This is a genomic window from Arthrobacter rhombi, assembly GCF_900163545.1.
Lineage (GTDB): Bacteria > Actinomycetota > Actinomycetes > Actinomycetales > Micrococcaceae > Arthrobacter_H > Arthrobacter_H rhombi_A.
Genome location: NZ_FUHW01000027.1, coordinates 41,681 through 55,590, shown reverse-complemented (window position 1 = coordinate 55,590; position 13,910 = coordinate 41,681). Strand labels below are relative to the sequence as shown.

Annotated in this window: 13 protein-coding genes; 6 read left to right on the top strand and 7 right to left on the bottom strand. The window is 64.5% G+C overall.

What is annotated here, in order from left to right:
• Positions 1-6: 6 nt before the first annotated feature.
• The 3 genes from FM101_RS07615 to FM101_RS07605 are packed head-to-tail and all read right to left on the bottom strand — an operon-like array spanning position 7 to position 2,893.
• A complete protein-coding gene (locus FM101_RS07615; RefSeq protein WP_241895328.1) occupies positions 7-762 on the bottom strand; it encodes an NUDIX hydrolase in 756 nt (251 codons plus the stop codon).
• A complete protein-coding gene (nth, locus tag FM101_RS07610) occupies positions 759-1,574 on the bottom strand; it encodes an endonuclease III (protein ID WP_086997809.1) in 816 nt (271 codons plus the stop codon). The genes FM101_RS07615 and nth overlap by 4 nt, the downstream gene beginning before the upstream one ends.
• Positions 1,575-1,576: 2 nt before the next feature.
• Complete coding sequence (locus FM101_RS07605; RefSeq protein WP_086997806.1) at positions 1,577-2,893, bottom strand: hypothetical protein; 1,317 nt, start codon at positions 2,891-2,893, stop codon at positions 1,577-1,579.
• A 243-nt stretch (positions 2,894-3,136) separates the two neighbouring features.
• On the opposite strand from FM101_RS07605, the gene acs reads away from it, so the two are divergent.
• The 3 genes from acs (at position 3,137) to FM101_RS07590 (ending at position 6,693) form a co-directional block, all read left to right on the top strand.
• Positions 3,137-5,119, top strand: coding sequence for an acetate--CoA ligase (gene acs, locus FM101_RS07600; protein ID WP_086997803.1), 1,983 nt, complete (start codon positions 3,137-3,139; stop codon positions 5,117-5,119).
• 103 nt (positions 5,120-5,222) lie between these two features.
• Positions 5,223-5,675, top strand: a complete 453-nt coding sequence (gene aroQ / locus FM101_RS07595) for a type II 3-dehydroquinate dehydratase (RefSeq protein ID WP_086997801.1) — start codon at positions 5,223-5,225, stop codon at positions 5,673-5,675.
• A gap of 34 nt (positions 5,676-5,709) precedes the next feature.
• Positions 5,710-6,693: a DUF2332 domain-containing protein gene (locus FM101_RS07590; RefSeq protein WP_086997798.1), complete on the top strand. Its 984-nt coding sequence runs from the start codon at positions 5,710-5,712 to the stop codon at positions 6,691-6,693.
• Between the two features lie 5 nt (positions 6,694-6,698).
• Here FM101_RS07590 and FM101_RS07585 read toward each other — a convergent pair whose 3' ends face one another.
• A complete protein-coding gene (locus FM101_RS07585) occupies positions 6,699-7,886 on the bottom strand; it encodes a MarP family serine protease (protein ID WP_241895329.1) in 1,188 nt (395 codons plus the stop codon).
• Between the two features lie 204 nt (positions 7,887-8,090).
• Between FM101_RS07585 and FM101_RS07580 the strand changes: the two genes are divergently transcribed.
• Positions 8,091-8,768 (top strand): Crp/Fnr family transcriptional regulator, encoded by a 678-nt coding sequence (locus FM101_RS07580; protein ID WP_086997794.1) that lies wholly within the window; start codon positions 8,091-8,093, stop codon positions 8,766-8,768.
• Positions 8,769-8,911: 143 nt separating this feature from the next.
• Here the strand turns inward: FM101_RS07580 and FM101_RS07575 are convergent, their stop codons facing one another.
• From FM101_RS07575 to FM101_RS15730, 3 genes are all read right to left on the bottom strand, one after another.
• Positions 8,912-9,817, bottom strand: coding sequence for an NUDIX hydrolase (locus FM101_RS07575; protein WP_086997791.1), 906 nt, complete (start codon positions 9,815-9,817; stop codon positions 8,912-8,914).
• 82 nt (positions 9,818-9,899) lie between these two features.
• Positions 9,900-10,325, bottom strand: coding sequence for a RidA family protein (locus tag FM101_RS07570; RefSeq protein WP_241895346.1), 426 nt, complete (start codon positions 10,323-10,325; stop codon positions 9,900-9,902).
• A gap of 72 nt (positions 10,326-10,397) precedes the next feature.
• Entirely contained in the window at positions 10,398-10,553 is a 156-nt protein-coding gene (locus FM101_RS15730) for a hypothetical protein (protein ID WP_086998016.1), read from the bottom strand.
• A gap of 37 nt (positions 10,554-10,590) precedes the next feature.
• On the opposite strand from FM101_RS15730, the gene FM101_RS07560 reads away from it, so the two are divergent.
• Entirely contained in the window at positions 10,591-12,771 is a 2,181-nt protein-coding gene (locus FM101_RS07560) for a transglycosylase domain-containing protein (RefSeq protein ID WP_179204268.1), read from the top strand.
• A 29-nt stretch (positions 12,772-12,800) separates the two neighbouring features.
• Positions 12,801-13,754 (top strand): metallophosphoesterase, encoded by a 954-nt coding sequence (locus FM101_RS07555; RefSeq protein WP_086997781.1) that lies wholly within the window; start codon positions 12,801-12,803, stop codon positions 13,752-13,754.
• The last annotated feature ends 156 nt before the right edge of the window (positions 13,755-13,910 follow it).

The following is a 13,910-nucleotide window of genomic DNA, read 5'->3' as shown; positions in this document are numbered from 1 at the left end:
TCAGGTTCAGGAGAACGGGTGGGGCCTGATCCTCGAGGGGTCCCAAGGAAGGGCCCAGCCCAGATCGTCGAGCAGCCTCGATAAGACGATCCCCGTGAACCCCCAAATCAACCTGCCGTGGAGATCGAATGCCGGAGACCTGTGTTTCTGGCCTCCCCGGCTGACTTCAACACTCAGCCGGTTCCGCGGGTCCACCAGGTCAGCCACCGGGGCACGGAATACGGAGGCCGATTCCCGTTGATCGACGGCGAAGACCTCGCAGGGCAGCTTCCACCAACCCAGCACGGGGGTCACGACGAAGTTGGTGACCGGAAGTTCGGCCTGCGGCAATTGGCCGAGAATCTCCACGCCGGCGGGGTCCAGTCCGGTCTCTTCTTGGGCTTCACGGAGGGCCGCCGCCCGGCTGGAAGAGTCGGTGTCATCGATGGCCCCACCGGGGAAAGCCACCTGCCCGGGATGATCGCGCAGGTTTGCTGCCCGCTCAACGAACAGCACATCAAGATCCGCCGGAGCTGTGAGCGGTGCTGCCATCGCATCGATATCGTCCAGACGCCCGAACAGGATGAGCACCGCGGCACGGCGGGCCAGCGAATGGTCCAGCCCCTCAAACATCCAGGATGAGGGCATTTTGCTGGCCCCCAGGTCACCGGCCTCGACCAGCGGTCGGTGACGTTCGATCATGGCCAGGAGGTCCTCGCGGGCCGGGCCCGAGGTCATGGGGCGCCAGGCGGCCACGTCGCCTTCGAGCTCCGGTCCACTCATGTTCCCAACCCGAAGCCCAGCGCCCGCAGTTCTCGCCGCGATTTTCCGGAACGCATCAGCTCCAGCAGGTCTTCGCGGCCCGGGGCGAGCTCGTACTTCAGCAGTTTCGCCGCCTTTTCCGGGTCAACCTCCCCTTCCCCGTAGGACGGGCACAACGTGGCGATCGGACAGACCCCGCAGGCCGGTTTCCTGGCGTGGCAGATCCGCCGACCATGGAAGACGATCCGATGCGAGAGCATCGTCCAATCACGTTTTTCGAAGAGTTCACCGACGGCGTGCTCCACCTTGACCGGGTCGGTTTCCAGCGTCCACCCCAGCCGGCGGGCCAACCGCAGGAAATGGGTATCCACGGTGATCCCCGGGATGCCGAACGCATTGCCGAGCACCACGTTGGCCGTCTTGCGCCCGACTCCGGGCAGGGTGACCAGGTCCTCGACCCGAGAGGGGACCACGCCGTCGTACTCGTCGACCACAGCACGCGCGAGGGCGATGATATTGCTGGCCTTGGTCCGGTAGAAGCCGGTGGTACGGACCAACTCCTGGACGTCCTCCAGTTCCGCTTCCGAAAGGGCGATCGGATCCGGGTAGGCGGCGAAGAGTGCCGGGGTCGCGGCGTTCACCCGCACATCGGTGGTTTGGGCCGACAGGACGGTGGCGATGATGAGTTCGAAAGCGTTCTCGAAGTCCAGTTCGGGGACCGCATAGGGGTAGGTTTCGGCCAGAACCCTATTGATCTTCCGGGCCCGGCGTTTGAGGCCAATCGTTGTTTCACGATCACGCGGCGTCGCCTTGCGGGGTTGTTCCACCGGCATCGTCAGGCGCGTTCGATCCGGCTCAGATCGCGCAGTACCCCCACCGCGCCGTCGGAGGTCTGGACGAGGAACTCGTATCCGCGATCCTCCAAGGCCAAGATCCACTCCCCGGGCTCCAGGACGAAGGAGTTGCGGCCCGTGGCCTCGTTAACCGCTGTGCGGCTATCGGGCACCGCGAACCAGAAGGCCGTTGACGTCGAGGCGTTCCCACCACTGGTGGCGGTGAAGGACTGTTCGGCTTCCTGTTGGGAAGCTGTATCGCTGCTGGCGGCCACCGAATGCACCGTCGTTTCCGGTGCCGGTGCCGGTGCCGGTGCCGGTGCCGGTGCCTGAGCTGCGGAAGCTGGTGATGCTTCGGGCCCCGGGACGTCCTCGGCGGTGTCTGGCTTCGCTGCCGGTGTTTCGGCCGCTGGCTCCTGGGCTGCCGGTGTACCGAGAAGTTCTGGGCCGGCGCTCGGGGACGGGGAATCGGCAACGACCGGCAGGGTTCCCGCATCGGTGGGGGGCCCCGCCGGCTCAGGTGTGGTGGCCTCCGGTTCCGCTGGTTGACCGGTCGGGCCGTTCGTGGTGTCGGCGATCTCGCCAGGTTCTGCCGCTTCATCGGCGTCAGCGGACACCGGCCAGGCTCCCGGAACGGGTTCGGGCGTCGTGCTGTGGCCGGCGGCCAGCCCGGTCGCCACCGCGGCCTGGTGTTTCTCTTCGGGAGTCTGGCCGGGCGTTTGGGCTCCGGCGGGGACGGTCGTCCCGGTGGCGGCTGCGGCTCCGGTGGCCGGTTCCGGTGGGACGGCAGAGGTGTTCGAGGCAGCGGGCCGGGCCTGGGCACGCGGTGCGCTGGGGCGGATCGGCCGGGTCAGCAGGGCCGCCTCGCCGGGCGCGAAATCCAGCACGAACCCCGGGATATAAGGGGCCGCCGTAGTGCCTGCGGTCATCACCAGGGCGCCGACCAGTCCCAACAGGAAGGCGGGGTTCATCGACATCACCGAGTAGATGAAGAAGTACAGGATGCCCAACAGGGAGACCACCGAACCGAGCTGGTCCAAGGTGAGGGAACCGGCGGTCACCCGGGTCCTGCCGGCGAGTCGGCGCCAGGCGAAGGCCCCGCCAATGATCAGCGGCAGGGCCAGCGAGATGAATTGGTTGAAGGCGCTCGTCTGGTGGTTCCACACGTTGGCATAGGAGCCTCCGGCGACCTGGAACGGCAACACGGATCCAACGAGCAGCAGCAGGGCGCCAGCCATCACCGCGACTTCGCGCAGGGTGAAGGGGCCGGCCAGTGCCGGGGCGGTCCCCGACGAATCGGCGGAGGAACTAGCCATCATGACTCCTTTCGCCGCCCACTTCGTGACGGTCTGCAATCGGCTTCGGTCCCCAGCCTATCGGCGCGGTACGACCAATGCCGCACGGATTCCGAGGCCATTTCACTCTCCAGGGGGCCCCGAGGGTACCGTTCACCGCAGAATCCGCACGGTGAGCGTCTCACTGCGTGATCGAGGCCACCACCAGAGACGATCGGTTGTAACCTGACTCACAGCACTTAATTCCGCGCCGAAAGGATCCGCACCGTGTCGGACAAGCACTCCACCCTCGATAACCTCTCCCATGAGGACCGCAGCTTCGCGCCGAGCGCCGAATTCGCGGCCCAGGCCGTGGCCCGCGAGGAGTTGTACCAGCGGGCAGCCGACGACCGGCTGGGATATTGGGCCGATCGCGCCCGGGAGGCGTTGACCTGGGAGACGGACTTCACCGAAACCCTCGACTGGTCCGAGGCCCCGGTGGCGAAGTGGTTCGTCGGAGGCAAGGTCAATGCCGCCTATAACGCCCTGGACCGGCACGTCGAGGCCGGAAACGGCGACCGGGTCGCCATCTATTTCGAAGGTGAGCCCGGCGATACCCGCAGCTACACCTACGCCGAACTCACCGAGGAAGTGAAACGTGCCGCCAACGCCTTTGGTTCCTTGGGTGTCGGCAAGGGCGACCGGGTTGCCGTCTACCTCCCGATGATCCCCGAGGCCGTCATCACCATGCTGGCCTGCGCCCGGATCGGTGCGATCCATTCGGTGGTCTTCGGTGGCTACTCCGCCGACGCCCTGCGCAGCCGCATCGACGACGCCGAAGCGAAGCTGGTCGTCACCGCCGACGGGACCTGGCGTCGGGGCAAGCCCAGCGCGCTGAAGCCTGCCGTCGACGAAGCAGTAGCTGGTTGTGCCGGTTCGGTGCAGAACGTGCTGGTGGTCAAGCGCAACGGCGAAGACGTCGCCTGGACCGAGGGTCTGGACCTGTGGTGGGACGACGTTGTTGCCACCGCCGACACCGAGCACGTCGCCGCAGGCCACGACTCCGAGCACCCGCTCTTCGTGCTCTACACCTCGGGCACCACCGGTAAGCCCAAGGGCATCATCCACACCACCGGCGGCTACCTGGTGCAGAACGCGGTCACGCACCGCGATACCTTCGACCTACACCCCGAATCCGACGTTTTCTGGTGCACCGCCGATATCGGTTGGGTGACCGGGCACAGCTACGTCACCTACGGCCCACTGCTCAATGGCGCCACCCAGATCATCTACGAAGGCACCCCCGACAGCCCGCACCAGGGCCGGTGGTGGGAGATCGTCCAGAAGTACGGGGTCTCCATCCTGTACACCGCCCCTACAGCCATCCGCACCATGATGAAGTGGGGCCGCGAGATCCCTGATGGCTACGACCTGTCCTCGCTGCGCGTGTTGGGTTCGGTGGGCGAACCGATCAACCCCGAAGCCTGGATGTGGTACCGGGACGTCATCGGTTCCAATGCCGGGGCCAACGGGGAGCGCAAGGAGCATCCGACGCCGATCGTCGATACGTGGTGGCAGACGGAAACCGGCGCCCATATGATTGCCCCGCTTCCGGGGGTCACCGCGGCCAAACCGGGTTCGGCGCAGGTCCCGGTCCCGGGCATCAACATCGACGTCGTGGACGAGAATGGCGAGGCGGTGGCCAACGGTGAGGGCGGCTACCTGGTCATCCGCGATCCGTGGCCTGCCATGCTGCGCGGGATCTGGGGCGATATGCAGCGTTATAAGGACACCTACTGGTCACGCTTCGACAAGATGTATTTTGCGGGCGACGGGGCCAAACGCGATGAGGACGGCGACCTCTGGCTGCTGGGCCGCGTCGACGACGTCATGAACGTTTCGGGCCACCGGCTCTCCACCACCGAAATCGAATCCTCGCTGGTGGCCAGCGAACTCGTGGCCGAGGCTGCCGTCGTGGGTGCGAAGGACGAAACCACCGGGGAGGCCGTGTACGCCTTCGTGATCCTCCAGCGCGAACCGAAGAACGGGGAGGACGTGGTGCAGCTGCTGCGCAGCCACGTGGGCAAGCAGATCGGCCCCATCGCCAAACCCCGCGATATTTTCGTGGTCCCCGAGCTGCCCAAGACCCGTTCGGGCAAGATCATGCGCCGCCTGCTCAAGGACGTCGCAGAGGGCCGCGAGGTCGGCGATTCCAGCACCCTGGCCGACGCGTCGGTCATGGCGCAGATCGCCGATTCGGTGCGCCACTGATCCGGCCGACCTACCGGGAACGAACCACCACACGGTGGATGCCGTTCGTGCCACGCCCCGTCATACATCACGTATCGGCGGGGCGTGGGGGTTTAATGAGGGCATGACTGACACCGCTTCGGAGCCCCGCCGCGTCCTGGTCCTGAACGGACCGAATCTGAATCTGCTCGGTACCCGCGAACCGGGGATCTACGGGACAGCAACCCTTGCCGACGTCGAGGCGTTATGCCGTGACCGGGCCACGGCACGTGGTTGGGAAGCCGATTTTTTGCAGTCCAACCATGAAGGCGCCCTCGTGGACGCGATCCAGGCAGCCCGCGGTACGTCGTCGGGCATCGTCCTGAACGCCGGGGCCTACACCCATACCTCGGTGGCCATCGCCGACGCCATCTCCGCCGTGGGGCTTCCCGTCATCGAGGTCCACCTGTCCAATGTCCACGCCCGCGAGGCCTTCCGGCATCATTCGTTCATCTCCCCCGTCGCCGCAGCAATCATCATTGGTGCCGGGATCAACGGTTACGGGTATGCCATCGACCAGCTGGCTGGCCTCCACTAAGCCAGAGGACCCACCACGGAGGCAGGAACGGATCATGGAGGAAACCACCGACGAAGTGGCGGCGACGGCAGCCACCTACGACCAGTACGCCCGGCACTGGTTCGACGGGCATTCTGCGATCTACACGGCATGGGCCTCCCGGGTCGCCGCCGACCGGGACATGGCCTCACTCATCGCCTCCCTGCCACCGGCCAAACGCCAACCCAATCTGGTGTTCGCTGCCAGCCGTTTCCTGGGCTGCCCGGATCAGGACGCCGATGCCCTGGCCCACTTCCTGCACGATGCCTGGCCGGAGGTCTTCCGCGTGGTGTTGGAGCGGCGCACCCAAACCAACGAACCGCGCCGTTGCGCCACCCTCCTGCCGGCCCTGGGACTGATCGCCGCAGCCGACGAACGCCCCTTGGCGCTGATCGAGGTCGGCCCCTCCGCGGGGCTGTGCCTACTCCCTGACCTCTACTCCTATGAGTACGACGGCGGCCCCCGGCTGGGTACTGCGTCTCCCCTGCTGCGCTGTACCACCACGGGCAATCCGCCACTGCCCTCAACGCTGCCCCGGGTCGCTTCGCGGACCGGGGTGGATCTGAACCCGTTGGACGCTACCGATCCCGATACGGTGCGCTGGCTCGAGTGTTTGGTCTGGCCCGGGCAGGAGGACCGGCTACAGACCCTGCGAGCCGCCCTGGGACGGTTGGCTTCCCTGGGGGCGGAAGGCCCGTCGCTGCTGACCGGGGACCTCAACGACCGGGTCGCCGAGCTGGTGGCCGCTGTGCCCGACTCCCATCACGCCGTCGTCTTCCATTCCGCAGTGCTCGCCTATCTGAGCCCCGCCGATCGCAGCCGCTTCGCCGCAACCATCAGATCCTTGGACTGCCGGTGGCTCTCCAACGAGAATTTCTTCCTGGATGAGGCCGGGCTGACCGTCAATTCTCTTCAGGGTGACCGGTTCACGCTCGCCCTGGACTCGGTGCCCTTGGCCTATACGGGACAGCATGGGGCCACCTTGGATTGGATCGGCTGAACAGGTCAGTGCGCCGAGCAGGCCCCCGTGGACACGGTTTCTGAATACTGCGAAGCCTGCTTCAGGACCGGGCCGACTTCCTGCAGGGAGAGCGCGTAGCCCACATCGGTATCGCCCTTGGCCTTGGCGAAGATGACCCCCACCAATTTCCCCGAATCATCCAGCAGCGGGCCCCCCGAGTTGCCCTGTTTGACGTCGGCACCGAGTTGGTAGATCTCCAGGTTCGAGGCGTCCGCCCCGTAGATGTTCTGGACCGAAATGCTGCGCAGGGACTGGACCACCGCCCCCTGGGCCTGGAAGGGTCCGCCTTCGGGGTATCCCATGAAGGTGGCCGAATCCCCGGTGGACAGATCACGGCCTTCCTGCACCGGTTTCAGATCGAGCGAGTCCACGGCCAGCACGGCAAGGTCTTGGGAAGCGTCGAAGTGGACGACCCGGGCGGCCAACGCCCGACCATCAGCAGTGTTCACGACCGGTTCGGCGATACCTGCCACGACATGGGCGTTGGTCAGGATCCGGTCCGGGGCGATGACGAAACCGCTCCCGGTCTGGTTCACTCCGCAAGCGAAGGCCGTACCGGTGATTTTCGCCACCGAATCCTCCACGGCGTTCGTGGCCGCGGCATCGGGTTCAGCATCGGCTGCCGCACCGTCGGGGACCGGGGCAAAGGGCTCGATCAGATCGGGGATGGACTGGCCCATCACCACGGAGCGTGCCTTGGCCATCGCCGAGGACACCGGATCGGGGGTGACGTTGCGGATGGTGCTGATGACCTGTGAGGAGGCGATCTGCTGGGATAGGAACGGGAGGCCCATGCTCGCTGCCGAGAACGCGATCGCCGAGATGACCAGGGCCGCGACGACGACGTTGGTGATTCCGCCCAGGAGCCGGTCGAAGGTCTTGACGACGGGGAAGTTCAGCATCAGCCGGACCCGGTTGCCCACGGCCACGCCGATGGAGTGGCCCAGAAGCACCAGAACGACGGCGGTGGCGATGACCCAGAAGACCCGCCAGCCCGCGGTGGACACCCAGCTGGAGACGAACGGGATCGCGTAGAAGGCACCGATGCCGCCGGCAACGAGCCCAACCACGCCGCCGAGGGTCACGAAAAGGCCCTTACGCAGGCCCGATACAAGGAAGGCGACAAACGACAGCAACAGCAAGATGTCGAGCCAGCTGAACCCGAAAATCACCAAAATCTCCAACCCGTCACATGAGACCGCGGCGGGTTTCCGGCAGGTTCCGGTGCCCGTACGGCTCAATCAGTCTACGGGCACGCCCGGGTCAAACATTGGTGCTGAGGGCTGAAATCATGCAACTATCGTTGTGGAAGGTGTCACATCGGTTCTGACTACGGCACAATAAGACAAGCGCCATCACATTTGCGAGGAGAATTCATGGACATCGAGGTACTGCGCCGGGCACCACTATTCACGACGCTCAGCGACGAGGTATTCGCCGCCCTGACCGAGGAATTGATCGAGGTCGATTTGTCGCGCGGGGCATCAGTGTTCCGCGAGGGAGATCAGGGAGATCAGCTCTACTTCATCGTTTCGGGCAAGATCAAGCTGGGGCGCACCGCACCCGACGGTCGTGAGAACCTGCTGGCCGTCCTCGGTCCGGGAGAGCTCTTCGGCGAAATGGCCCTGTTCGATCCGAGCCCGCGCAATGCCACGGCGACCGCCGTATCGGAAACCCGTCTGGCTGGCCTGCGTCACGAGAACCTGCGCAAGGTTCTACAGAGCTCCCCTGAGGTCTCCGTGCAGCTCCTGCAAGCGTTGGCTCGTCGCCTGCGCCGGACCAACGAGTCGCTGGCCGACTTGGTGTTCTCGGATGTTCCCGGCCGTGTTGCCAAGGCCCTGCTGGACCTGGCTGACCGTTTCGGCCGCCCGGCCACCGACGGTGTTCTGGTCGCCCACGAGCTCACCCAGGAAGAATTGGCCCAGCTGGTCGGCGCTTCCCGCGAAACCGTGAATAAGGCTTTGGCGGAATTCGTCCAGCGCGGCTGGCTCCGTCTGGAGGCCCGCGCCGTGGTGATCCTCGACATTCAGCGTCTGCGTCAGCGTTCGCGCTAACGTCGAAGCATCCGGGCGAGCCGTAGGCCCGACGAATCACCCCCGCCACCGGGGCCCCACGATGGGGTGTCCGGGGCGGGGGTGCTCGGTTTAAGCGGCCGTGCGGCGAGAGCGTCCTGCCGGGCCTATCCGACGGAGCAGACTCAGCGTCCGCGGGCCGCGGCCCCGCCTTCGGAGGCGGCGCTGATGCTCACATCCAGGTAGAAGGAACCTTCTACCTCGATCAGTTTGGGGTGGTAGGACTTCACCCGGCGGCGGTGCGAGAGGTAGGCGACCGTTCCACGGGTGGTGGCAACCTTCTCCAGGATGAACTCAACTGCGGGTGTGGTGATCGCGCTCAGTTGCTGTCCGCGGGTGTCCTGCTGGTCGACTTCATCACCCAATGAGGCGGTGGCACGGTCCTTCAAGACGTCGGCAGCCGACTTCCAGGCGCTCCAAACCCCTTTGCCTTGGAGGAGGCTGGCCTGTTGCTGCGGCGGCAAAGCTGCGGCGAAATAGCGGGTATCGAAACGCCGGTGGGCGAAGTCGGGGCTGATCCAATGCGAGAGCGGACGCAGCAGGTCGGTCCGCAGACCCAGCCCACGTTTGGCCAGCATCGCGGTGAAGCTGATGTCCTGCCCGGCGACGGCCTCGCGGATCTGCATCCATTCGGCGGTATTGCAGTTCTCCACGATGGACAGGGCGTCCGAACCGGCCAGCAGGATCCCGGTCTCCTCGAAGAGCTCACGGACCGCGCACATGATGTGGCTCCGGGCGATGCGGTGATCGAGCACGCCCAGCTGGCTGGACCACCAGCCCAGGGAGGGGCCGAACCAGTCAGTGTTTTCGTCATCTCCGGCTTCGAAGCTCCCGCCGGGAAAGGCCACCGAGCCCAGCGGGGAACCCCCGGGGCGGTAGCTGAGATAGGTCTCCACACCCTGGGGCGAGTCCCTCAATAAGACAACTGAAGATGCCCTCCTGGCCGCACGTGGGGTGCGGCTGCCATAGGTGATCCAACTCTCCGCCGCCCCGTATTGGGACGGCGGGAGCGGGAACAGCCGTCGGAGCATGCCGGTGCGGGGCGTTGCGGATTCCGCTGGACGCGGTCCCCCGCCCCGACCTGACACGCCGCCGACGACGGGTCGTGTCGAATCAGCTGAATTCGGCAATCAATTCAACTTCGACGCAGGCGTCCAGCGGCAGTGCCGCCACGCCGACGGCCGAACGGGCATGGATGCCCGCATCGCCAAACACGGTGCCCAACAGCTCGGAGGCACCGTTCACCACGCCCGGCTGTCCGGTAAAGGACGGATCGGAGGAAACGAATCCGACGACCTTCACAATTCGGGTGACCCGGTCGAGGTCTCCGATCATCGATTTCACGACTGCCATGGCATTGAGAACTGCCGTGGCAGCCTGTCCCTTGGCGGTGTCGGCGTCGACCTGCGCGCCGACCTTTCCGGTTACTGTGAGTTCGCCGTTAATAAACGGCAGTTGTCCCGAGGTGTGCACGAGGTTGCCGGTGATGACTGCCGGCACATAGGCAGCAACGGGTGCTGCCACCTGCGGCAACGTCATCCCGAGTTCGGCAAGACGCTGTTCGACAGCGGATGAAGGCTGGTTTTCCACGATTTCCGGTTTCCTTTCGGACTACTGCTTCGGGCGTTTGAGGTAAGCCACCGGAGCATTCCCATCGGGCCCGGCGATGACGGTAACAAGCTCCCAACCGTCGTCTCCCCATTGGTCCAGGATCTGCTTCGTGGCGTGAATTATCAGCGGTAAAGTCGCATACTCCCATTTCGTCATACCGAATACGTTAGCCGCTCCGGCTAAACTGGTCCGCATGGCGTCTAGAAAGTCCCCCTTCTTCAACACTGCAACCACCCTCGGCAAGATCGTGGCCTTCTTCGGGGTCAGCGCACTCTGCGGGGTCCTGGCTGCCGGAATGCTGGTGCCTGCAGCCTCAGTGGCCGGCTCCACCGCAGCGATCGGGATGGACTTCTTCGATGCTCTACCGGCCGAGCTGAAGCAGGAACCACTCTCCCAACCCTCCAAGGTCGTGGCCAAGGACGGGACGACCCTCGCCACGTTCTACGCGGAGAACCGCACACCGGTGGACCTCGATGACATTTCCAAGGACATGCAGAACGCGATTGTCTCCATCGAGGACGAACGGTTTTATAAGCACAACGGCGTCGACCTGCGCGGTATTGCCCGCGCCGCGGCCCACAACTTCACCAGTTCCTCGCAGCAGGGTGCCTCGACGCTGACGCAGCAGTACGTCAACAACGTGCTCATCAACGCCGACTCGCTCAAGGGCGTCGACCGTTCAGAACTGACCCTTTCGGGTACCAAGGACCTCGCCGATAAGCTCCGTGAGGCCAAGCTGGCCATCTCCGTGGAGAAGGAATTCACCAAGAAGGAGATTCTGCAGGGCTATCTCAACCTCGTCCTCTTCTCCGGGACCAACTACGGTGTCGAGGCCGCCGCGGAACGCTATTTCTCGGTCCACGCCAAGGACTTGAACATCCAGCAATCCGCCATGCTCGCCGGTATGGTCCAGCGCCCGAACACCTTCGATCCGCTGAAGAACCCCGAGCTGACACTCAAACGACGCAACACGGTGCTCGGGGCCATGCTCAAAACAAAGTCGATCACCAAGGCCGAATATGACAAGGCTTTGAAGACGAAATTGGGTCTGAAGCCCAAGGCCGTGAAATCCGGTTGTGTCGCCGCCAAGACGGCGAATAACTTCTGCGATTACGTCGCGCACGAGTTCCTGAAGGATCCTGCCTTCGGGAAGACGGAGAAGGACCGCGAATCGTTGCTCTACCGTGGCGGTCTCACCATCAAGACCACCTTGGACCCGCGGCTGCAGAAGGAAGCGGAAAAAGAAACCCGGAAGGTTATTCCTGCCGGTGACAGCTCCAACATGGGGTCGGTCATCGTCACCGTGGAACCGGGCACCGGCAACGTTCTGGCCATGGCGCAGAACAAGAAGTTCGGCTCCGAGCCGGACAACTCGGCATATACGACCTATAACCTCGCCGCGGGCCGGTCGATGGGTGGTACAAACGGCTTCCAGGGCGGCTCGACCATGAAGCCCTACACGGCCATCGCCTGGTTGGAAGACGGTCGGCATATGTGGGATCAGGTCAATGCTGCCCGCGATAGCTACGGACCGGAATTCCATTGGAAGGCCTCCTGCATGCCCAAGGGCTATGTGAGCCTGGACCCTCCGGGCTACCCGGTGGGAAACTTCTCCAAGGGCTATAAGAAGCGCATGACCGTGGACTACGGCCTCTACTGGTCCATCAACACCGCAACGGTCAATGAGGCCTCCCAGCTTGATTTGTGCAAGATCGCCGACGTCACCAAGCGGGTCGGCCTCTTGAATGCTTCGACGGGCAAACCGATGACCGGAGCCAACCCGGCGTTCGTGATCGGTTCGGATCCGATCACCCCCTTGGCCCAAGCCACCGCCTTTGCGACCTTCGCCAATAAGGGTGAGTACTGCAAGAACCGGGTCCTCACCGCCGTCACCGACTCCTCCGGAAATTCCTATAAGGTCCCCGGAGAATCCTGTGAACAGGTCATCGACGAGCAGGTGATCGCCAACCTGAACGGCACCCTCAAGAGAATCGCCGGCACCCGCGTGGCCAAGGACACGATCAGCCAACCGATCGCCGGTAAGACGGGCACCAATAACAGTGCCTCCTCCACCTGGTTCGTCGGTTACACCACCGGGATGGCCACCGCTGCCTGGACGGGCCGCTTCGACGGGAACGCGGAAATTGCCGGAGAGCTGATCAACGGCAAACGCTATGCCAACCCCGACTCCTCGACCCTGGCCGCACCGTTGTGGCTGGATTACACCAAGGACGTCATCGACTACTATCCGGCGGAGAGTTTCGGCAGCAAGGATTCAAAACCTGGCAAGTCCTCGGACTCCGGCGACGATTCGTCCAATAACGATCCCGCGGGTGACAACGGGGACAATAGCAACAACAACGACGGCGAATAACAGCTAGGACGAGGGAGGGCTCCCACGCCATGGGCGCAACACAGGACATCACGCAGGCCGTCAAACGAGCGGCGCCCTTCGTGGGGGCCGCGGCCGGCATCGGCGTCTCGCTGGGCGGGCTGGCCATCGGCTACGGGCTACTGGAGCGCAACGCGTTCAGCATCCGCCATGAGACGGTGGCCCTCCTTCCCCCGGGGATGCCTGACCTGCGGGTCCTCCACCTCTCAGATATCCACATGGTGCCGGGCCAGGACGCCAAGAAACGCTGGCTCGAATCCTTGGCCGGGCTGAACCCCGACCTGGTGGTCAACACCGGGGACAACCTCAGCCACCGCCAGGCCGTCCCCGAACTTCTGGAAGCCCTCCGACCGCTGATGGCCTTCCACGGGGTGTTCGTCCCGGGATCCAACTGCTATTACGGGCCGCGTCCAAAGAACCCGCTGCGCTACCTCACCGGTGCCCGCGACAAGTCACGCAACCTGGCCAAATACGCGTTGCCTTGGCAGCAGATGCATGCCGGCTTCGGCGCAGCCGGTTGGACCAATTTGACCAACCGGGCCATTTCCAAGCCCGTGAACGGGGTCCGACTGGACTTCTCGGGGGTGGACGACCCCCACCTGAAACTCGAGAAATTCGCTGGGTGGCCCCGCGGCTCCTCCACCGCTGGCGAAGCGCCCCACGTACGCATTGCCGTAACCCATGCCCCCTACCAGCGGGTTTTGGACCAGTTCACGGACTCCGGAGCGGATATTATTTTCGCCGGGCACACCCATGGTGGACAGATCTGTCTTCCCGGTTATGGAGCACTGGTGAGCAACTGCGATTTGCCGACGTGGCGCGCCCGCGGTCTCACCGAATGGGAGCACCGGGGCAAGACCGTCCCCTTGGAGGTCTCGGCGGGCATCGGCACCTCGAGGTTCGCTCCGATTCGGATTGCTTGCCCGCCGGAAGCCGTCTTGTTGACGCTGACCGCACGCGACTGACCCGCGCCCCCAACGGTCGCCGAAACGCCATCGAAATTCCTCTGCCGGGTCCTGCCCGGTCAATAAACCGCCGCCTCGTGGGAGCACACCACCTCGCTGATTGATGAAACCCAACCGGTGGTTGTACGCTGTCTTTGATTGCTGTAGGCAAACACA